19 protein-coding genes and 1 other RNA gene are annotated in these 20,980 nt (G+C 47.4%); 4 read left to right on the forward strand and 16 right to left on the reverse strand.

What is annotated here, in order from left to right; translation table 11 throughout:
• The first annotated feature begins 241 nt into the window (after positions 1–241).
• Both ACSHX2_RS12505 and ACSHX2_RS12510 read left to right on the forward strand, forming a co-directional pair.
• Entirely contained in the window at positions 242–1,303 is a 1,062-nt protein-coding gene (locus tag ACSHX2_RS12505) for a putative glycoside hydrolase (protein WP_435693286.1), read from the forward strand.
• A 990-nt stretch (positions 1,304–2,293) separates the two neighbouring features.
• Positions 2,294–2,524: a DDE-type integrase/transposase/recombinase gene (locus ACSHX2_RS12510; protein WP_435693287.1), complete on the forward strand. Its 231-nt coding sequence runs from the start codon at positions 2,294–2,296 to the stop codon at positions 2,522–2,524.
• Positions 2,525–2,536: 12 nt separating this feature from the next.
• Here the strand turns inward: ACSHX2_RS12510 and ACSHX2_RS12515 are convergent, their stop codons facing one another.
• The 9 genes from ACSHX2_RS12515 to ACSHX2_RS12555 all read right to left on the reverse strand — a co-directional run bounded on the left by ACSHX2_RS12515 (position 2,537) and on the right by ACSHX2_RS12555 (position 12,136).
• Complete coding sequence (locus ACSHX2_RS12515; RefSeq protein ID WP_435693288.1) at positions 2,537–2,935, reverse strand: YraN family protein; 399 nt, start codon at positions 2,933–2,935, stop codon at positions 2,537–2,539.
• A 65-nt stretch (positions 2,936–3,000) separates the two neighbouring features.
• A complete protein-coding gene (locus tag ACSHX2_RS12520; RefSeq protein ID WP_435693289.1) occupies positions 3,001–3,615 on the reverse strand; it encodes a ribonuclease HII in 615 nt (204 codons plus the stop codon).
• 1 nt (position 3,616) lies between these two features.
• Entirely contained in the window at positions 3,617–5,203 is a 1,587-nt protein-coding gene (locus ACSHX2_RS12525; protein WP_435693290.1) for an NAD(P)/FAD-dependent oxidoreductase, read from the reverse strand.
• 60 nt (positions 5,204–5,263) lie between these two features.
• The gene (locus ACSHX2_RS12530; protein WP_435693291.1) at positions 5,264–6,277 is read right to left on the reverse strand and encodes a cytochrome d ubiquinol oxidase subunit II; all 1,014 of its coding nucleotides are present in this window, start codon (positions 6,275–6,277) and stop codon (positions 5,264–5,266) included.
• Positions 6,274–7,587 (reverse strand): cytochrome ubiquinol oxidase subunit I, encoded by a 1,314-nt coding sequence (locus ACSHX2_RS12535; protein WP_435693292.1) that lies wholly within the window; start codon positions 7,585–7,587, stop codon positions 6,274–6,276. The genes ACSHX2_RS12530 and ACSHX2_RS12535 overlap by 4 nt, the downstream gene beginning before the upstream one ends.
• Before the next feature lie 249 nt (positions 7,588–7,836).
• Positions 7,837–8,559 (reverse strand): PEP-CTERM sorting domain-containing protein, encoded by a 723-nt coding sequence (locus ACSHX2_RS12540; RefSeq protein WP_435693293.1) that lies wholly within the window; start codon positions 8,557–8,559, stop codon positions 7,837–7,839.
• A gap of 152 nt (positions 8,560–8,711) precedes the next feature.
• Positions 8,712–9,143, reverse strand: a complete 432-nt coding sequence (gene ybeY / locus ACSHX2_RS12545; protein WP_435693294.1) for an rRNA maturation RNase YbeY — start codon at positions 9,141–9,143, stop codon at positions 8,712–8,714.
• A 4-nt stretch (positions 9,144–9,147) separates the two neighbouring features.
• Entirely contained in the window at positions 9,148–10,800 is a 1,653-nt protein-coding gene (locus ACSHX2_RS12550) for an HDIG domain-containing metalloprotein (protein WP_435693295.1), read from the reverse strand.
• 367 nt (positions 10,801–11,167) lie between these two features.
• Entirely contained in the window at positions 11,168–12,136 is a 969-nt protein-coding gene (locus ACSHX2_RS12555) for a PhoH family protein (RefSeq protein ID WP_435693296.1), read from the reverse strand.
• 276 nt (positions 12,137–12,412) lie between these two features.
• Between ACSHX2_RS12555 and ACSHX2_RS12560 the strand changes: the two genes are divergently transcribed.
• Together ACSHX2_RS12560 and rplQ are read left to right on the forward strand one after the other, a co-directional pair.
• Positions 12,413–13,543, forward strand: a complete 1,131-nt coding sequence (locus ACSHX2_RS12560) for a DNA-directed RNA polymerase subunit alpha (protein ID WP_435693297.1) — start codon at positions 12,413–12,415, stop codon at positions 13,541–13,543.
• A 5-nt stretch (positions 13,544–13,548) separates the two neighbouring features.
• Positions 13,549–13,947 (forward strand): 50S ribosomal protein L17, encoded by a 399-nt coding sequence (rplQ, locus tag ACSHX2_RS12565; protein ID WP_435693298.1) that lies wholly within the window; start codon positions 13,549–13,551, stop codon positions 13,945–13,947.
• A 65-nt stretch (positions 13,948–14,012) separates the two neighbouring features.
• Here rplQ and ACSHX2_RS12570 read toward each other — a convergent pair whose 3' ends face one another.
• From ACSHX2_RS12570 to ACSHX2_RS12600, 7 genes are all read right to left on the reverse strand, one after another.
• Positions 14,013–14,192: a DUF3592 domain-containing protein gene (locus tag ACSHX2_RS12570; RefSeq protein ID WP_435693299.1), complete on the reverse strand. Its 180-nt coding sequence runs from the start codon at positions 14,190–14,192 to the stop codon at positions 14,013–14,015.
• On the reverse strand, positions 14,171–14,434 hold the full coding sequence (locus tag ACSHX2_RS12575; RefSeq protein WP_435693300.1) for a hypothetical protein: 264 nt from the start codon (positions 14,432–14,434) through the stop codon (positions 14,171–14,173). The genes ACSHX2_RS12570 and ACSHX2_RS12575 overlap by 22 nt, the downstream gene beginning before the upstream one ends.
• Positions 14,431–14,694: a hypothetical protein gene (locus ACSHX2_RS12580; RefSeq protein ID WP_435693301.1), complete on the reverse strand. Its 264-nt coding sequence runs from the start codon at positions 14,692–14,694 to the stop codon at positions 14,431–14,433. The genes ACSHX2_RS12575 and ACSHX2_RS12580 overlap by 4 nt, the downstream gene beginning before the upstream one ends.
• Positions 14,695–14,778: 84 nt before the next feature.
• Positions 14,779–15,172: RNase P RNA component class A (gene rnpB / locus ACSHX2_RS12585), an RNA gene on the reverse strand.
• 168 nt (positions 15,173–15,340) lie between these two features.
• The gene (locus ACSHX2_RS12590; protein ID WP_435693302.1) at positions 15,341–17,260 is read right to left on the reverse strand and encodes an amidophosphoribosyltransferase; all 1,920 of its coding nucleotides are present in this window, start codon (positions 17,258–17,260) and stop codon (positions 15,341–15,343) included.
• 96 nt (positions 17,261–17,356) lie between these two features.
• On the reverse strand, positions 17,357–18,352 hold the full coding sequence (gene purM / locus ACSHX2_RS12595) for a phosphoribosylformylglycinamidine cyclo-ligase (RefSeq protein ID WP_435693303.1): 996 nt from the start codon (positions 18,350–18,352) through the stop codon (positions 17,357–17,359).
• An 85-nt stretch (positions 18,353–18,437) separates the two neighbouring features.
• Positions 18,438–20,885 (reverse strand): PEP-CTERM sorting domain-containing protein, encoded by a 2,448-nt coding sequence (locus ACSHX2_RS12600; RefSeq protein WP_435693304.1) that lies wholly within the window; start codon positions 20,883–20,885, stop codon positions 18,438–18,440.
• Positions 20,886–20,980: the final 95 nt, after the last annotated feature.

A 20,980-nucleotide genomic window follows, 5' to 3' on the forward strand; every position in this document is an offset into this window, starting at 1 on the left:
CTATCCACAGCTGTCGATTCATGTGAAATTTAACTATTTTCGCAAGATCTTCAGAAGATTATCATTACTAGAATACATGAACAAAGCTTCCAGTATGAATATAAGAACCTTTCTCTGTAGTATCGTGGCCTTAAGTACTCTATTAGGAACTACTAAACTCTCATGTGCAACAGAAGTGGCCAAAAGTAAAGTTGATCAGAGTATGTACCCAGAGTTCTCTTGGAACCGAATTCCACTTTACATGCATATCCGAAAAGAGACCTCCTATACCGATAAAGAGATCGAATTCATGGCGAAGCTCCCACTGGTCACATTCGAAAAAGCAAATGGTCACAAAGACCATGGATCCATCGAAGCAGGTACTTTGGTATCCGCCCGAAAACTTAAACAGGCTAACCCAAAAACTAAGATTCTCTATTACCGCAATGTCATAGTTCACTACGGTGGCTATGCTGCCGATAAGGAACTCGAAAGTGTCTCCGGCGCTTTTCTTGAAGACAAAAATGGCAACACCAAGCTCGTCCGCAGCAAAGTAAAAGCCTATGACCTCTCCAACCCCGTTCTACGCGACTGGTGGGTTCAAGCCTGCAAGACAATGACCTCGGACACCGCCATCGATGGAGTATTTCTCGACGGTAATATCAAGGCACTTGAAACGGGCTACCTCGCTCGCCAAATTGGAGTAGTAAAGAAAAAGGAGACGATGGCTGGTTACCATCTTATGATGAAACAAACTCGTGAAGCCATCGGCCAAGACAAGCTGATGATAGCAAACATCCTTCGCGCTCGATTTACTGAAGGAGGACTCGAATATATAGATTACTTCAATGGTTCCTATTTGGAAGGGTTTTTCCACAATGTTGGTAAAATGAGCTACGAGGAATATGTTGCCAAAGGTATCGATACTATTCAGAAAGCTGCTCGCCAGGGAAAAATCATCGCCTTCACTGCTGGTCTGAAAGGTCAGGGTAACTCAAGCCATATGGGAATTGATGAAGCTCACGGCTTTATAGACTCCTTTGAAGAGGCTCAAGCAGCTTTCTCCTACCCGCTCGGAATTTTCCTGATCTGTGCGGAAGAGTACAGCTACTTCCGACCTCACGAAGGATACTCTGCTAACGAAAACGAAAACTGGATGCGCTGGTTCCCTGAATATGATCGTCCACTAGGAGCCCCAAAAGGTCCAGCTATGAAAAACGGTTACACCTATACCCGCGAATTTGAACACGCTACGGTAAAACTCGATATTTCTAAGCGCTCTGCAGATATCAAATGGCACACCCTTGATCCTGACACCAAGTAATCAGAGTGATTAGACATAATTAGTCAAGAGTCCGATCTCTAGTATCTTACTACATCAATAACACTATTTAGTTAGATATCTACCAACAGGTTTGCTAGCGTAAAAACCTCCAAGTAAAGGTATTTTGAGCCACTCGAAGGTCTAGATGTGATTAGCTAAAAAATCTTTTGAAATATGTTTGAGATAAAAACTGTTTTCTAGTTAAATTTTAAAAATGGAGTTAGGGTATTCTCTATTACCTTTGTTACTCTCATTCCTTTAATAGAAGTGGTCCCGTGAAACGGAGCCAATAGCGTTTTGAAATATCTGACTTTTCGTCGGTGGCTTAATCACCGAAATACAGAGAAATGAAACGTTAAAAAGACACCTTAGTGCTGAATTTAAGGCTCGTATCGCCAGTGAAGCCCTTAAAGGTATTCGCTCAGTTAACGACTTAGCCCAAGCCAATGATGTAGCTCCGCCCCAGGTTAATCAGTGAAAAAAGGAGTTAGAATATCGAATTGTTGAGCTTTTTGAGAGTTCTAACACCACCAAGAAAGAGTTAAAAAAAACTCGAAGTCAAAGAGGCTCAGATGGAGCGTAAGGTGGGCCAACTCGTGCTAGAGAAGACTTCCTTCTAAAAAAGTACGAGCAGCTGTGAATCGATGTGAGCGAAAAGCTATGATTGATACTAAGCATGCACTTTCAATTAGGCAGCAATCCGCCGTTGCTAGAGCTGAATCGCCACCGTCTAAAAACCAAAAGAGCTGAGATTAGTGAGGTGAGCCACAAGATCATGCTTCATCTTGACGAAATCCACTTCAAATACTGTCACATGGGACAGCGCAACTTGATTCATTAACTCAGGGACAGAGGATATGAAGTCGGTAGGAAGCGAGTACGTCTCGTTTGATCAAATTGCTAGGAATTGAAGCAATGGTTCTCAAGTCTAACACCAGCAAGCGTGGGAAGGCGCACAAAATTCACCTTTAGCTTCTCAGAGGCACTCCTGTGAGGGCTGCGGATGAAGTCTGGTGCACTGATGTCACGGATATACCTTCGCCTATAGGTCACTCCGTGATGGACTGGCACACTCGTGCTGTGCTCTCATGGGAGGTGTGTAATACGATGGATACAGCGTCTTGCCTTCACGCTATTACGCAAAGCCTTCCAGGTAAGGTCCGAAAGCCAAAGATCTTCAATACAGATCAAGCTAGCCACTTCAGCGCACTACCTTGTTGAATCAGTGATGCCTTAAAAAGCATCCTTCACCCAACACAGTTTAGGTAACTCATTTTCCTCTAACACCACTTCCATGACATCGAAGCGCCAGAGGAAGTCATTATGAGGTAGAAGCTTAAGCCATGATCGAGCTCCGCGCTCGATGAGCTCTTGCTTCTCCGCATTCACCGCATCGAGCGGTCGACTGCCAGCTCTGCGCTTGCGTGTTTTGACTTCGATGAAGCTTAGGACATCGCGATCTCTCGCTACCACATCGAGCTCACCTCCCTTTGGTCCACGGTAGTTTCGATAAAGCACCTTCACATGTTGCCTTCGCAAGAACGTCGCCGCCATTTTCTCCCCCAGTTCCCCCACCTCAATGTGTGAGCGCTTCGTACCCTTCACTTCAAAGTGAAAAGGAAAATCCAGCAAGGGACTTGGAAGAATGGAATACAACGAGAACACGAGTCAGTCATACTAACGGACTCAATGCTCAATCACAAGTTTAAGATTAGCTGCGCCACGGGAGCAAATGACTTTCGGTGGATTTCAATAGGCCCGTGCTCTTGTAGAGCAGCCAGATGCGCCTTGGTGCCATAGCCCTTGTGTCTCTCAAATCCGTACCCAGGAAACTGCTTAGCGTAGGCAACCATCATGTGGTCACGCTTCACTTTCGCGATGATACTCGCTGCGGCTATGGAGAGGCTTTTACCGTCCCCCTTCACTATACCTTTCGAAGCGAATGGAAAATTCGGCACAGCAAGTCCATCGATCAAACAGAATGGACTAATAGCATCTAACATCGCAACTGCTCGCGCCATTGCAGCATGCGTTGCTTTGAGGATATTGATAGAATCGATTTCATCAACATCAGCGTAGGAATGTCCCCATATAATCCGTTCATCAGCCATGAGATCGGCATAGATCAATTCACGCTTTTTCTCTGAGAGTTTTTTCGAATCATCTAACAATGGATGTGTGTAGTCCGCTGGTAAAATGACAGCCGCAGCAGACACAGGGCCAGCAAGAGGCCCCCGCCCAGCTTCATCCACACCGACAATAACCTTGTAGCCTTCGGCAATCGCTTCGAGCTCTAATTCTAAATCTGGCATCTTACTTATGAATGAGAGCTTCTGCCGCTTCTGCGCATTTCACTCCATCGAGTGCTGCCGAGACAATACCGCCAGCATAGCCAGCACCTTCACCGCATGGGATGAAATGCTCAATCTCTGGATGCTCCAGCGTTTCTTCTTTACGAGGAATGCGCAGTGGGCTCGATGTGCGGGTCTCAAAACCTAACAAGTTCGCTTCATCGCCGACATAGCCTCTCATCTGTTGACCAAATTTTTTCAATCCGATCTTCATGCGATAGGAAACATCGTGCGGCAGAATTTCATCGAGCCTGCTCGAAGTGAGACCTGGAAAGTAACTCGTCTTCGGTAAAGTGTCTGAGAGCTTGCCATCGATGAAATCCTGCACTCGCTGACCCGGTGCTTTCTGCATACCGCCACCCGCCTTGGAGGCTTTGATTTCAAGATCTTTTTGGTAAGCGATGCCTGCTAAGATTCCGTGCTCTTTCTGGAAAACGATCGTGTCTTCAGGTTCGACTGTGACCACCATTCCACTGTTCGCGAATGGTGAATCGCGTCGCGCAAGGCTCATGCCATTTACCACAACTTCATCATTCTCTGTCGCTGCAGGAACAATGAAGCCACCTGGGCACATACAGAACGAGTGAACACCGCGGTCATCGATCTTAGTCGCCAAGCGGTAACGCGCAGCAGGAAGAATTCTTGGACGCTCGATCCCGCGTTCGTAAGAATACTGAATAGAATCGATCAATGGCTGTGGGTGCTCGATCCGCATACCAACTGCGAATGGCTTTTGCTCCATCAGAATTTTTTTAGCTGCAAGAAGCTGGTAGATGTCGCGCGCACTGTGGCCCGTTGCGAGAATAACTGATTCGCCAGTGATTTCACGACCATCAGCCAGAGTAACACCACGCATCTGCTTTTTGTCAGCGGAGAGGATGAAATCAACAACCTTTGCTTGAAAGTGTACTTCACCACCAGCATCGAGAATCGACTGACGCATCGCCTTTACCACATTAGGCAGCAAATTTGAACCAACGTGTGGATGCGCATCAGTGAGGATCTGCTCAGGCGCACCGTGAGCTACTAAGGTTTCATAGACATCGCGCACTGGGCCTCGTTTGGTCGCTCGCGTGTAGAGCTTACCATCGGAATACGTTCCCGCGCCGCCCTCGCCGAAGCAATAGTTGGAGTCTTCGATCACTCGTCCTTCTTTCATAATAGGACCAAGATCGAAACGTCGGGCAGAAGCGTCCTTGCCTCGCTCAACAATGATTGGCTTCACTCCGAGTTCGATACAGCGGAGCGCTGCGAAGATCCCAGCAGGGCCGCAACCCACGATCACGATTTGCTTCTCGTTTCCACCGAGTTTCGTATAAATTGGCTCTGGTTTGACATATGCAGGAAGTGGTCCGTCGATACCGACCTCCATCCGCATTTGCACCTTGATCTGAGCCTTACGCGCATCGATCGAATGCTTCTGTAACCGGAACTCATGGACACGCTCAGGCTTCACGTGCAACTTTTTACAGATTGCCTTTTTGCGTGCGTTTTCATCCTCGGATCTCTCCAAAGTTAAAATGATATCAACGAGCTCGTATTGCGCCATGCACCACTCATGCGTGAGCACCAGAAATTAGTCAAGACGGCAGCTACAAACTAGCGAAAATCAATCGTAAGTCAGCAGCTTCACTTTGCCTTTGAAAATACGATACGCCAATGCCGTGTAGCCCATTAAAAATGGAAATACTACGAGAGTCCCCACTAAAATGATCCATAAAGACTCACGAGACGCCGCAGCATCCGTGATCTTCAAATGACCAGGAATGATGTAGGGATAAAAACTGTAAACTAGACCGATTCCACCAAAGACAAAGATGAACATGGAAATCACGAAGGGAAGCCATGAAAGCTTATCGTTTTCTAGCGGGAGCACACGACAGATGATATGCATAAGCACTGTCAGAATCATCGACATCACAGGCATAATGATCAGTAGAGTGAGTTCAGGAAACGAAAACATCCGATCATAGATCCGCGTATCGAGGAAAACCGCAGCTAGACTACTCATGATAGCTCCAAGAACCATGAACCATAAAGCGATGCGAGCCCACACGAGCGCGCGTTTCTGAAGCTCCCCTTCACATTTCAGAATCAACCAAGTGGAGCCCATCAGCACGTAACCTGCTGTCACAATAAAGCCGAACGACATCGAGAAAAACTCACTGAGAAGACCGGTCTTAAAACCAATGACAAACCTGCCCACCATATACCCCTGGGTTAGAGCTACAAGCAGCGAGCTCACGAAGAATGATGTATTCCATTTCCCCTTCTTCTCTGGAGCCACTTTCTTACGGAAATCATAAGAAACGCCACGAAAGACGAGACTCAGTATCATCACGGTCACTGGGATATACAAGTTGGTCAAAACCACACCGTGTGCCGTAGGAAAAGCGACCAAGAGCAATCCCACGCCCATCACTAACCAAGTCTCATTGGCATCCCAGAAAGGTCCGATTGAACTAATCATCTTCTCTTTATCTTCCCCCTTCACCTGTAGCGAAAGAATTCCAACACCGAGGTCGTAGCCATCTAGAATAGCGTACAGCAGCATTGATACACCGATCAAAAAGGCAAAGGCGAATGGGAGCCAATCGCCACTTTCAATAAATTGCTCAATCATACTTCACCTAGAGTTTTCTTAGTTTCTACACGTGCCATATAAAAAAGTGTGGCCACGTACGCTACCATCAATATGCAGTAAGTTAGAAGATAAGCAGTCAGAGACAAAGCCACATGCGCTGGTGGTAAATCTGCTACAGCATCTTTAGATAAGAGCACTCCCTGGACTAGCCATGGCTGCCTCCCCATCTCAGTGACATACCAGCCAGCAATAGTACCTACCCATCCTGAAAATGTCATCCAACAGAGCACTCTGACATAGATCCTCGGGTATTCCATTTTCTTAAAATGAAAAAACATTCCGAGAAAAGCAACGCCGATCATAAGCATTCCGACACCGATCATGACTCTGAAACTCCAAAACACAGGAGCTACTCTAGGGTGTAAATCGCCGAAATCATTCAAGCCCTGAACATAGCCATCCGGGTCACGTGTGATAATAAGACTCCCCAATTTTGGAATCCCGATCTCGACGTCGTTCTCTTTCTTTTCCTCATCAGGAATGGCAAACAATAACAAAGGTATCCCCTTGCCACTCTCCCAATGTGCTTCCATCGCTGCAATTTTGGCAGGTTGATACTCTCGCGTATTTACGCCGTGGAAATCTCCAGCAAGCCCCTGTAGCGGAGCTACTATAGCAGCAAGCACCAGAGCACACTTCATTCCTGTGCGTACAGCGGCTGAGCGATCACCTCGCAACCAACGATACCCTAGCAGACCAGCAATGAGAAATGCCGCTGTGAGCACAGATGCCAAAAGCGTGTGAGTAAATCTATAGGGCATTGAGGGATTAAAAATAATCTTCCACCAATTTTCAGCATGCGCGACTCCGTCGATCATGACAAAGCCATCAGGAGTATGCATCCAGCTATTGAGCGCCAAGATCCAAAACGCGGAAAAAGTCGTTCCTAAAGCTACCAAGAATGTAGCCAGTGTGTGGAACCATTGAGGCACGCGACGAAATGCATACAGCATGATCCCGAGGAAAGTAGCTTCCATAAAAAATGCCGTGAGTATTTCGTAAGCTAACAGCGGCCCCGCAATATTACCGACAGTATTCATGAAGCCCGGCCAATTCGTTCCGAACTGGAAAGACATCGTCACCCCTGTTACCACCCCCAAACTAAAGGTCAGTGCGAACACTTTGGTGAAATAGAAGTACAGCTCCATCCATTTCGGATCTTCCGTCTGTCTAAAGCGAAGCTTAAAAAAGAACAACATCCACCCGAGAGATATTGTGATCGTTGGAAACAGGATGTGAAAAGTGATGTTCGCTGCAAATTGAATGCGCGACAGAAGAAATTCGTCCATATGACAAGCCTAGTTAAATGACGCGAGATTATGTCTCTTTTAAATGAGAACTCACTATGAGGTCGTCATGTCAAAAGCAAGCTCTCTACTAATCGTTAGTTTTGCAAGGCCTATTGGGATGAAAAGACTTCATGGGGGATCGAGCCACCTCCTGCTCAGTTAAGATATACAGTCTCAACCTAGGGTAAAAAAAACCCGCTGTCAGAGACAAGCGGGTTTTAAAAAGTTTAAGATCCTAGTAAACTAGAATTAGGCACGCTTACGTCGTGCAATTAGGCCAAGGCCGCCGAGCCCAAGAAGTAGAGCTGATGATGGTTCTGGTACTGCAACCACAGTAGGAACAAATTCGCCGTAGAGTGAAAGATCACCATTCTGACCAATTCTCGCAATTTCGCCAGAAACTGTATCATAAGCAACTAGACGGAAGGTGATAGTTTCCGAAGTTCCAAGTGATGCGAGTGCGGATAGGTCGTAAGTAATAGTATCACCTTCGGTCAAAAAAGAACTGGTGTCTATATCTTCGATCACAGTACCAAAGGAATCTTGGCTTGAGAACAAAGCTAGGTGCGTGCCAGCGTTTCCGATCACATCCACGATAAGAGAATCGAAAGACACTCCGGTACTTGCATCTGTTGTAAGATCAAAGCTTAAGAAGTCACCAGAGGCTACTGCAGCTGCAAGATTAAGTTGAACGGTACTAGTATTTCCAGTTCCGCCTACTCCTTCTCCGTAAAAGAGCCCAAGCGCTTGTGAAGCGCGAATAGCCTCACCGTCTGGAATGGCATTTCCTGCTGTAAGTCCTGATGCTACAAATGAAGGAGCCTCAGGCTCACTCAAGCCATCATTGGTGATGTCATTATCAAGTGTATAAGAGGAGAGAAGCGTGGCTCCACAAAGGGGGGAAATGAGGGAAAACATTCCTAAGGCAGCTCCTGTTACGGGGGATTTCAATGTGCTGATATAATTATTCATGTCGATTTATGATGAAGCATAAGGGGTGCCAACTTTTAAAGTTAAATAAGATTATTGTCGGCACACGTCCTGTCAGTTAAAACTGGCTCATTATCAACGAAAAACTTAAAATGTAACCACACTGTCACAGAGGTTCCACTAAATCTGTATACTCAGCACCAGACAGCTTCAAGAATCTCAAACTGTACCTTTTCCATCGCCGCCCGTTCAGCCGGATCCGTATCCTCGTGACCTGAGAGATGCAGCAAACCATGAATGAGGTATAACATCAGCTCACGTTCAAAGGCATTTCCATACTCAGCACCATAACTCTGTGCTGTCTCTGCACTGATCACAATTTCACCGTGGGCGAAGGTGATCACGTCTGTCGCCCCAGGAATATCCATGAAATCGCGATGAACTTGATCGATCGTCGGATCGTCCACAATGCTAATTTCGACAAGATCCAACTCAGGCAGAGGCCCGCCACCGTGTGCCGGATTTGCCAGAGCCATAGGAAATGCGAGATTCGCTGCAGCCTGCCATTTTTCAATCAGCGCGTCAGAAATCGCGATAACACCCTGATTATTATAGACTTCAACCATAGAACTAGGCTGATTCAGGAGCAGATTTTTTAGCGGTTTGTTTCACCACCTGCGTTGGCTTAACTGTCAACTTACCTGACTTACGTTTCTCAACTGCATCCTCCACCTTGCGTTGCAGTGTGGACGGGCGGCCAGCAGCTCGCAATTCAGCATCGTTCTTACGGTCCTCTTCTTTTGGATAGTTGATGCGACTATGTAGAATGCTGCGAATCGTCTTCGCAAAACTTATACGGATTTTTTTGAGATCACTCAGTGTGAGACCGCAATCATCCATTTGGCCTTCCGCTATCCTTTTATTAACGATGTCGTTGACCAGTGCTTCGATCTTCGACGGAGTTGGTTTAGTCAATGTGCGTGATGCACTTTCGACACAGTCAGCTAGACTGATAATACCACTCTCAGGCGTACGTGGACGAGGACCAGCGTAGCGGAAGTTCTTCTCGTCTACTTCCGGGACATCTTCTGAATTAATGAGCCCTTCATCCGCCTTCGCCTGCGCCGCATTTCGCATTTCGCGAGCCTTGTGATAGAAATAATAAACCAGCGAGTCACCATGGTGCTCACGGATGACATCCACAATCATTGGGTTGAGCTTATGCTTAATCGCAAGGTCCACCCCATCTTTTGAGTGAGCAATAATGACTAAAGCTGACATGCTTGGGGTGAGACTGTCATGCGGATTTTCCTCACCTTGGTTCTCAATAAAATAGGTAGGTTTTTTTAGTTTTCCAATATCATGGAAATACGCACAGACACGACAAAGCGTGGCATTTGCCCCCACCTCCTCGGCGGCGGCTTCGGCTAGCGACGCTACGATCAAGCTATGGTGGAAGGTGCCAGGAGCTTCGATCTGCATCTTGCGAAGTAACTTGTGGTTGAGGTCACTCATCTCTAACCAACTAATGTCTGTAGTAAGACCGAACATGCTTTCTAGAGCTGGGAGAACACCACTAACTATCATCGTTATGAGAAGACTTACACCTAGAGAGCCTAGCATTTGCTTGGCCATCACTTGAATGCCTGCTGCATTCTCAGGCCATTGAATAAATTCAAAAAGCACTCCAAGAACCATCACTATCACACCAGCGTAGAAGCCTGCACGAAGAAGAGCACCACGTCGGCGAACCTGCTTAGTGAATATTACTACCGTAATACCAGTGATCAAACTCACCACCATATATTGCATCGTAATAGCACTTGGAACCAAGAGTGCTCCAAGTAACGTCACCACATAAGTCGTAAACATCCCGCTCAGGCGCCCGAGCAATACGGAATTTACCAAGGGAGCCAAGGCATACGGAAGAAGTAAAGGAATGTATCCTGCATTACCTATTGTGGGTACAATGGCTGCGACAAAATAGAGAATAACAAGATGGATCAATATAGAGCCAAACACTAAGACCACTCGCCCATTACGAACGCGATGTTGGTGCTGCATATCAAACAACACAATCAGCCCTGAAGCCATCAACACATTCACAAATACTGCGTTCAATGCAGAAAGAACACGCTCAGACGCACTCGCGGTAGAAAACACGAGAATACTACTCACGATCAGAAAGATCAAATATAGCAATATACGACAGGAAACACTGCGATCCATTGAGGCAACCGCCGCACGCTCGCCTTGTGTTCGGCGCTTTTTGCCTGAAGACATCCCTTTTTGAGTAAGCTGTCTTCGTTTAATGATATCGAATAATCCCACGAGTATTGTTGGCTATTAATATACGAAAAAGCATGAGGCGCTTTCACAGACTCAGCTCTATCCGTTCATTTGTCACAATGCAATCTACAAATTCACGCTGTTAGAGTCATTATGTCCCACTTAGGTGAGTTTACGCATTACCACAAATATATTAAAAAGATCGAAAAGCCTTCTCTTAGACTAAGTCACATAAAGCAACCGTAGCCTCAATACGATACATGCTCTCTATAAGGTTTACTCCATTGAATGATTAATAGCGTACAATAAATACATACAATCCATATCATACGCTAAATAACACACTTCAGTAAGAGCCTATTCACTCCCGAAAAGTTTCGTAAGCCGCAATAATGCGCGCAACGACTGGGTGACGAACGACATCCGATCCAGTAAAGCGAACAAAGTCCACACTCTCTACCTCCTTTAGAGCATGTTCAGCTTCCACCAATCCAGACATTTGCCCCTTTTTGAGATCAACCTGAGAACCGTCACCAGTCACCACGCATTGACTACCTTCGCCTATTCGAGTCAACAGCATGAAAAGCTGCTCGGGGGTCGTATTCTGAGCCTCATCTAGAATTACAAAAGAATTTGCTAAGGTGCGGCCACGCATGTAGGCCAGCGGCGCAATCTCGATAGTGCCATCCTCCATGTAACGTTTGCCTGTTTCGGCGTCTAGCATGTCATACATCGCATCATAAAGCGGTCGTAGATATGGTGCGACTTTTTCCTGCAAATCACCAGGTAAGAATCCCAGCGACTCCCCAGCCTCCACTGCGGGACGAGTGAGAACGATCCGATTAATTTTTTTCGCTTTTAATAAGCTCAACCCCATAGCCATAGCTAAATACGTCTTTCCTGTACCTGCTGGTCCTAGCCCGAAAACCACATCGTTCTGCGTCATAGACTGGATATATGCCATCTGTTGTGGTGTGCGAGGCACTACAGGCTTACGCCCATTGGTAGCGAGTAACTTCATTTTACCTAGTTGCGCTATCCCGGTCTTTCCATCTTCAGCAGCCACATCGATTGCAGTGCGGAAATCTTTTGCAGAAATATCAGAGCCCGAGCGACGCGCTTCCTCTAAGTCAATGATCGCCCTTTTTGCGCGCTCAACACCATCATTACTGCCACGTAGTAAAATCCAGCCCTCTCGGGCCACGACCTTCACTCCAAGTCGCTCCCACAAATAAGTTAGCTCTCTAGGCTCATTAGCAAAAAGTGCATGTGCGAATTGTGGGCTTTCAAACTCTAAACGTTCTTCGATTTCATCCATCGTCGTCAGCATAGTACCTAGCTATACTACACCTACCACGTTTGCAATCCACCTTTGTGCCATGCAACCACTTCCCTAAAGCGTTCAAAAAGGAGGTTTTTAACTCGCTTCAGAGTACTTATTCACATTAATTGAGCCACGCTGAAAATAACTATTGCATTCTAGGATGGAATACACTTAATTCCGCGTCCCGCGAGAATGTCCACAGGTTGTAGGTCCTCTATGGCTTTATCTTTCAGATAATGCTCAACACTCGCTAGAGGGTAACCCAACTCACTTACTAGACACATGTCAGAAGAAACGACAAATACTGAAGAACTAAGCAAAGAGGAAAAGAAGGCCATCCTTCTCGACCGCTTCGAATTGCCAAACCGCGTCATCAAAGACGAGGACACTGAGACCGATACATTCGCACAATTCACCGCCGAGCCATTCGAGCGTGGATTTGGCCACACTATTGGTAACTCACTCCGCCGCGTACTCCTCTCCTCTCTTGAGGGTGCTGCAATCACATCTGTGCGTATCGCAGGTGTTCAGCACGAATTCTCCAGCCTCGCTGGTGTTGTTGAAGATGTCACTGACATCATCCTCAACCTCAAAAAGGTGAAATTCAAGCATCACGCAAAAGAGCCACGTGTCCTTAAACTCCAAGTGGAGAAAGAAGGCGTTATTACAGCTGGTGACATCCAAGATGACAACATCTACGAAGTCGTTAACAAGGACCAGATCATCTGTACTCTTGACCGCAAAACTAAGTTCGACTGCGAATTTGAAATCAAAGTAGGCCGCGGCTTTAACACTGGCGACGAAAACAAGCGTCCTGACATGCCTATCGGCGTGATCGCGATCGACTCTATTTTCTCACCTGTTACTCGTGTGAAATACTCAGTTGGCCAAACTCGTGTTGGTCAAATGACTGATTACGACAAGCTCCTACTCGACGTATGGACTGACGGTCGTATCACACCACCAGACGCACTACTTCAAGCATCTGCAATCCTTCGCCACCACCTCGACGCCTTCGTTAACTACGATGACGACGCAGTGGAATTCGAATCTGCTCAACCAGAACAGAGCGAAGAAAATGCAGCACTTAAGAAGCTTCTTAACATGAGCGTGAACGAGATTGAACTCTCCGTTCGTGCAGCAAACTGCCTCAACAACGCGAACATCACTTCCGTTGGCCAGCTTGCCATGAAAACTGAAGCTGAGATGCTCAAATACCGTAACTTCGGTAAGAAATCTCTCAACGAAATTAAGGACAAACTCGTCGAGCTCGGTCTCGGTCTTGGCATGTCCTTTGATCCTTCACTCCTGACAGGGCCTATGCCATCCGTGGCTATCCCGCGTCTCGGAGTAGAAGAAGAAGCACCGGTGGGTCTCGCTGACCTCATCGCGCAGAACCTTAACGACGAATAACCAAGATGAGAAAAAGACGCAAGACCGTAAAATTGCAGCGTGACGCAGCACACCGCCGCTCACTCCTCGCGAACCTTACATGCAGCCTTATCCAGCACGGCAAGATCCGCACCACACTAGCTAAAGCCAAAGCTCTCCGCCCAGTTGCAGAGAAAATGGTAACTCTTGGCAAGCGCGGTGACCTTCACGCTCGCCGTCAAGCTGTTGCATTCCTCCAGCAGAAAGACGCAGTTAAAGCGCTCTTCGAAGCAATCGCACCAGCAGCAGCTGACCGCCCAGGTGGTTACTGCCGCATCACGAAACTCGGCGCACGCCAGAGCGACTCCGCTCCTATGGCACAAATCGAGTGGGTTGACGCACCTGCGACTGCTGAAGTTGAAGAAGTTGCTACAGCTGAAGCATAAGGAACTCTCAGCCTCGAGCTGAAAGTAAATATTTAAGCGCACCTGATTTATTGGGTGCGCTTTTTTTATCTCACCTCTTCCGACTCTGCTGGGTTCTCGGGATTATAGATGTGTTTAATCGTCGATCCCACAGGATACTTGGCAGCACGCTTTTCAGCCAATTTCTGTCGCTGTACCCCTTGAGAGCGTATACGGACATTACTCCCAGTGTACTCTCTAGCATTCACTGTAAAAGTGTAACGCACGAGCGGAAGATAGCGGTATCCCGGCAACGGTAGGTGCTCGGCAAGCCATGGGCTCCGAGATCTCGCCCCTCAACCTTTGAATGCGAGAACACGCCCAGCATTTTCTTCCAAGTCACTCTCTTCTCATTGGCACGTATTGCTACGATAAACCACATCGCCAGCATTACTACGCCAACACCTCCTACGATCTGCAGACACAGCACTTCATTCGAACCCATCGTCTCAGCTAAAGTAGGGATCATAGATTCTCCACTGTAGGCTCCTCGACAGCCGCCTCACCCACCGTCACCTCCTCAAGCACATCCCATTGATGGTCAGGATGCCTATGATTTTCACGTGTGTGATGACTATGCCAATGATCGTCATGAGCATGCACAAAAGCATACACATCCGGCTGAGGCGCCTTATACTCAGATTCAGCACTTTTCACGACAGAAACATCTTCAGCAGGAACACAAGAGATAACTCCTAGAAAAACAAGTGGTGTAAACAGCATGCGCATAAGAAAAACGCTAGCAACTAGTGAGACATCTAACAAGCCCAGAACTAGCTACCCGCTACACCCCTCCTTAATAGCATAGAAAAGTTCCATCGCTCTCCTATAAGCCGGATTCTGTCCACTCCCGAAAGAGCTGGGTGATCATTTGTCTCCTGGCCGAAACCAGACGCAGCCGAAGCTGTCGTGCGACTATTACCCGAGAATTCTAGTCGGGTGGGCACCCTTCCTCTGTTGTGTCTTGCACCACGCGGGGTTTACCGTGCCACAGCTGTCACCAGCTGCGCGGTGGTCTCTTACTCCACCCTTTCACCCTTACCTGTGATCCTAAGATCCATCGGCGGTCTACTCTCTGCTGCACTGTCCGTCTACTGAGCTTAAACCCAGCATCCCTCCTTCTTCAAGAGGCGCGTTGCCCTACGGTGTCCGGACTTTCCTCTGCTACTAACCCGAAGGCTGCAACAGCGATCACCCGGAGAGCGATGGACTTGCAAACTACTGATTTTTCTCACACGAGCAAGGATTTTCTAGCACGATCCAAGATACAAAAAAGAGCATCGCTTACGCAGATGCTCTTCTAAATCTAGAATTTCAGCAGCCTGATGATTTTCACTACCAAATCAGAACTGAAAACCTCTCGAATGAAATTCGCTTATATCTCGTAACCACGACCAGTCTTACCATCAAACCAGTTGATGTAGGCAGCATTTACTGTAGCCATTCCACCCGCTGTCGGGAAATTCCCAGTGAAGTACCAATCTCCACAGTCACCTTTGATTGATGCATGAAGATTCTCGATAGTCTGGAAAATGATTTCCACGTCGCCATCCCACTCGACATCTTCAGGGTAGACCAATTTACTTACTTCTGCGGAAACCTCTTCCACGGTGAAGTCAGAATAGATGCGCTTCACTTGATTGATCCGCTCATCTTGTGGCTTCTTAAGCTCTTCCTGACACGCCTGGTAAACCTCTTTAAAAATCGCTTCGTTACCATTCTTTTTGTGCAGTGATACTGCAGCATTGAATGCGATAAATTTACCGAGCTCAGACATATCTATACCATAACAGTCCGGATAGCGGATCTGTGGCGCGGTAGAGCAAACCACTATCTTGCGCGGGTTAGTACGAGCAAGAATTTTAAGAATCGACTGCTTCAAGGTTGTACCGCGAACGATTGAGTCGTCGAGCATCACGAGCACATCGTCTTTCTTCACTACGCCGTACGCTATATCGTAAACATGAGAAACGAGTTGAGCACGACCTTTCTCCTGAGAGATGAATGTGCGCATTTTAATATCCTTCTGCGTCACCTTCTCTGCAGCTGGCCAATTCTTGAGAATCACATCATCCAGCATACTCGCATCCAGCGTCCCAGCCTGAAGCGCATCAAGAAGTTCTGCACGCACCTGCTGACGTCGGAAAAGACGAAGACCATCCATCAGACCATAGTATGCAGTTTCAGCCGTGTTCGGAATGAAGGAGAAGACGGAATTCTCAAAATCCCCACCCATTGACTTCACTACCTGATCGACAAGAGCTGCGCCCATAGCCTTACGCTCACGGTAGATATCTGGATCATTACCGCGAGAGAAGTAAATGCGCTCGAAGGAACAAGGCTTTTGCTCTTTTTCTTCATGGAAACGCTGATTACTAACTTCGCCATTATGCGTCACGATCGTGCACGTACCTGGCTCGAGCTCTTTAATCTGCTCTTTGTCTGCTTCAAAAACAGTCATCAGAGGCACACGCTCGGAAGAGAATGCAATCACCTCATCATCGATATAGTAGGAACATGGACGAATACCACGTGGATCACGCATAACGAACATGTCGCCATTACCAACAGCACCACAAATAGCATAGCCGCCATCCCAGTCATGGGCAGATTCTGAAATTACCTTATGTAGGTCGAGTCGCTCAGAGATGTGAGCTGGAATTTCTTTCCCCTCCATCCCGCTATCGCGAAGTTCATGGTAGAGGTCTGTATGAGCCTCATCTAGATGGAAACCAATCTCCTCAAGAACAGTCTGAGTATCAGTACCGAAAACTGGATGCTGGCCACGATTAATCATCGTGCGATTAAGCTCACCCGCATTGGTCATATTGAAGTTACCCTGCACCATAAGCGTGCGGGTTGGCCAATTGCTACGGCGGAGATAAGGGTGACATGAACCTTCATCAAAGCGACCAGAAGTCCCGTAACGAAGGTGACCCATGAGGATCTCGCCAGCGAAGTCGTAATCCGTTTTGACGCTTTCTGCAGAATTCGGATCAATAATGCCCTTTCGAGCCAACTTATTGAAAGTTTTCATCTCTTTAGTGAAAATCATGGAAAGAGAATCGTTCTGCACGCTTCGGCGACGAAAGATGTAAGGCTGGCCGAGAGGGACATTGAGCTTACATGAGCCAATGCCTACGCCGTCCTGCCCGCGATTACGTTGCTTCTCCATGAGGAGGAAAAGCTTATTCAAGCCCCATAGTGGAGTGCCGTACTTCTCCATGTAATAGCTAAGTGGCTTACGTAGGCGAACGACGGCGATGCCGCACTCATGTGTCAAAGGGTCACTCATAAATACTGTGTGATAGTGTGTTCGGTATGGAATAAAACACCCAGGAAATTGCTTCTAGCGCCTTTTCCTGGGTGAGTAAAAAATTACAGTGACGTTTTATGCTGATTTCTCAACAACACGCACGCCTTCTTGAGAAACAACTGTTCCAATAACTGAGCCACCTGGGCCAGCTGCAAGGATCTTGTCAACATCTTCAGGTGCCACAATAGCTACCCAGCCGATACCCATATTGAAGGTGTGGAACTTATCTTCCGCATCCACGTATTCAAACAGTTTGCGCATCGGCTTGTTATCCCAGAATGGAATTTCAAGATCAGCACCCAAACCTTGGAAAATACGCTCAATGTTTTCAGGAAGTCCACCACCAGTGATGTGCGCGTAAGCTTTTGGTGTAACACCAGTTTTGCGTACATCCGCCACCACATCGTGGTATAAGCGAGTAGGAGCTAGGAGCTCAGTCAGTTCTTCTTGTGTAAAGAGGTCAGGATTCTCAGCAAGCACGCGGCGAATCAAGCTCCAGCCATTTGCATGAGGTCCATCAGATGGATAGCCGACGAGTACGTCCCCCTCCTTCAGTTGAGTCGGATCAATGAGGTCTGGCTTCTCAGCTGCACCAATACAAAAACCTGCAAGCTCAACCACATCTTCAGGAACGATACCTGGCATTTCAGCCGTTTCGCCACCTGCGAGGATGCAACCACAGTCTTCAAGATAGTCACACATGCCAGCGATCAACTCAGTGATCATCACCTTATCGAGAGCTGCAATACCGATGTAATCGAGGAACATCAGCGGGTCACCACCAGTAGTGATGATATCATTGACGCTCATTGCCACGAGATCTTTACCAGCGATGCCGTATTGCTTCTGGTCGAGTAGGATGTCGAGCTTCGTTCCAACTCCGTCACAACCAGTAACAATCACTGGTTGTTTATACTCACTAAGGTCAAAACAAGCCGCGAAGAGGCCGAATGCACCGTGTAGTTTACGTTGCTGCTGAGTGCGGCGAACGTGTGTCCCGATGTCGCCTACGAGCGCAGCTGCCTCGCGGGTGTCGACTCCTGATTCTTTGTAGGTAAGTTTGCCTGACATGATGTGGCTTTGTTGTAACAGTCAACTGACGTGTGGCAAGCCCTTTGGTCAATGAATCTGGAATTTAAAACTCAGCCCCATCCCATCAAGTGAGAGCACTTACCCTCCTACGCCTAGATAACAAGAATAGCCCCCCAGAGAACACTAGGAATGAGGTAGAAGGCTCTGGAATATTAGGAATATTGGGAGCTGTATTCGGATCAATTGGCTGTAACCCGTGCTGCTTATACTGCAACTCAGCCTCCAGCACCACAGCCCCTGAAACTGGTGTCACTAGTTGATAACGAGCAGCTCGTTCAATCACTTCATCACTAGACTTTGCATAGCGCACATCATCCCAAGCTTTCCAACGCGCTAACTGATCCCAGACCTGATTCACCCCACCTTCGAGAGGCTGCTCAGCTTGAAGGCTCCATTGATACAGGCTTTGCCCCTTACCCAGAAGACTCTCAATAGAAATACCTGCATCCAAGCTCGGACGCACTTGTGACTGAATTTGCCTCGTCTCCCCCAGCGTCTCAAGCACCCGATTTGGACCACCCACAAGATCAACAGTAATGATATCTGGCTGATGTAATCCATAGTCCATGTATTGCATTAAAGCATTTTCAGACTCGAAACGTACCGGCTGCGCCCCATGACACCAAATGATAGCCTCCGCACCTAAAGCTCCAGCCAATTCATAGCCCTTCAGCAATGCTGCCATATTATCTTGCCCCCCTTTGAAGGTAATAGAATCAAACTCGTCAACGCCCTTGAGCACCTGCACTTTTTCGCTGTGAGCAATAACAATAGCTAAACAAACTCCCAGATCCTCCGACTCACGGATTAACTCCTCAAGCTCGCCCTTCCATTCAGCAACACCAGCTGATCCATCAATGACAAATACTACAGACCCATAAGAGACACCATCAATGCTCTTATTATGACGAACCAACACATTATCATCACCCTTTGCAAACGGATCCAGAGTCCACACCTTTTCATGCTCCGGCGCCCCCAGCACCTCTACAAAGGCGTGTGCTTGCATCAACTCACGCATAGAAATACTCCCATGAACTTCCCGCCATTCCCCAGAAGATGAATGCGCTAACAAGCCATGCATCTGCATAGTCGCATCCCCTTGAATCCATAGTGAAGCATCCACAGCCTCTTTAACCCTAAAATTCTTCTCTATAATCCTAGGAACATAGACACGACCATTTTCAACAAATGAGGAAGTCACACCGACGCGGATTTTCATTTCACCCCCAGCAGGCACAGGAAAGCATTGCACCAATACCCTATCAGGGCCCACCCACCTCACTAGTACTGGATCGCGTCTCTGCACCACAGCCACAAATTTATACGCAGCTGCCACTTTCTTTGTCGCCGCAAACGCTGCTTCACGAGGCTCACCATTCACCCACAACGTGAGACGAGACACCACTCCAGATGGAGGCAATAGCAACTGCATCCGCGCCTCTTTGGGAACCATCCCAGTATTCTTAAATTCGTAAGTGGATTCCCAATAACTCAGACCACTTGCGGCATCAATATGGCAATCATAACGCGCAGATTTCAAATCGAGATCTGGCACCATTTGCACCACACCGTCACCACCCAAGTTCTCATCTACGATAAAATTCGAACGGCTACGAAAACCGCCCAATTGCCTTCCTTCTGCAGCCTGCTCACTCATCACATCCCCCGTAACTTGGAAATACAATCTACCTAGATCGAGATCACCACTATTTCGATTATGAGAAATGATGTCCCCACTCTCAAACAAACCCAATACTGCTCCGCTAGTATCTAAATCAACCCCACTCCCCCAGCTGCATTCATACTCCATATCTACCAACATTTCAGCATCCCCAAACTGTCGAATTACAGCCACATTCCCATGCTTCGCGGCAACACGCGTCACATAACTTGGACCCTCAACGAGAATCAACATCAACACCCCCAATAAAGCACCCACCCATATCGATTTCTTATCGTACACGACTCCACCCCTTCGAACAAAACCCGCCATCAATCCAAACGGGGCTGAGGCTAAAGCGAAACAAAGCAGAAAAATGGGTAGGGCTAGCAGAGCTATGCCGAAACTAAAAAACACACCCATCCCATACCCAGCTATTCCAAACGCCTGAACAGGCAGCAACAAAAGACACCAATAGCTACTCATGGCAATCCCACAGCCTCGCACAATTGCCATCAACCGTGTTGCTCGCTCTGAATGTCGGATCCAATAGAAATGCAAACCAGCTAAACCAAGCATTAGCAATATCAACACAAGCTGCTCCACCCGTGACACCGGTGAGAAGAACACACCTCCACAGGCATTAGTAAAAAACTCTAAAACTACCACAATTAGAGGGAGAACCAGCACACCCCAGTAACTACGGGTAATGAGATGCCAATAATCAACTACTAGACGAATAAACACCGAACGCTTCTTCTTTATCGAATCGAACTCATTCTCCCGCCCTTTCAGCAGTTCACTACCCTTACCCTCATCACTTAAACACACCCCCCTAAATACCTTCACCCATCCCACTCAAACAAGACTCTTTGCTTATCTTCACCGTCTTTTCACACAGCCTTCATAAAACAAAAAAAATGCGCCACCCGAACGAACGAGTG

Source organism: Rubritalea sp. (assembly GCF_051252225.1).
In the GTDB taxonomy this organism is placed as follows: Bacteria; Verrucomicrobiota; Verrucomicrobiia; order Verrucomicrobiales; family Akkermansiaceae; genus Rubritalea.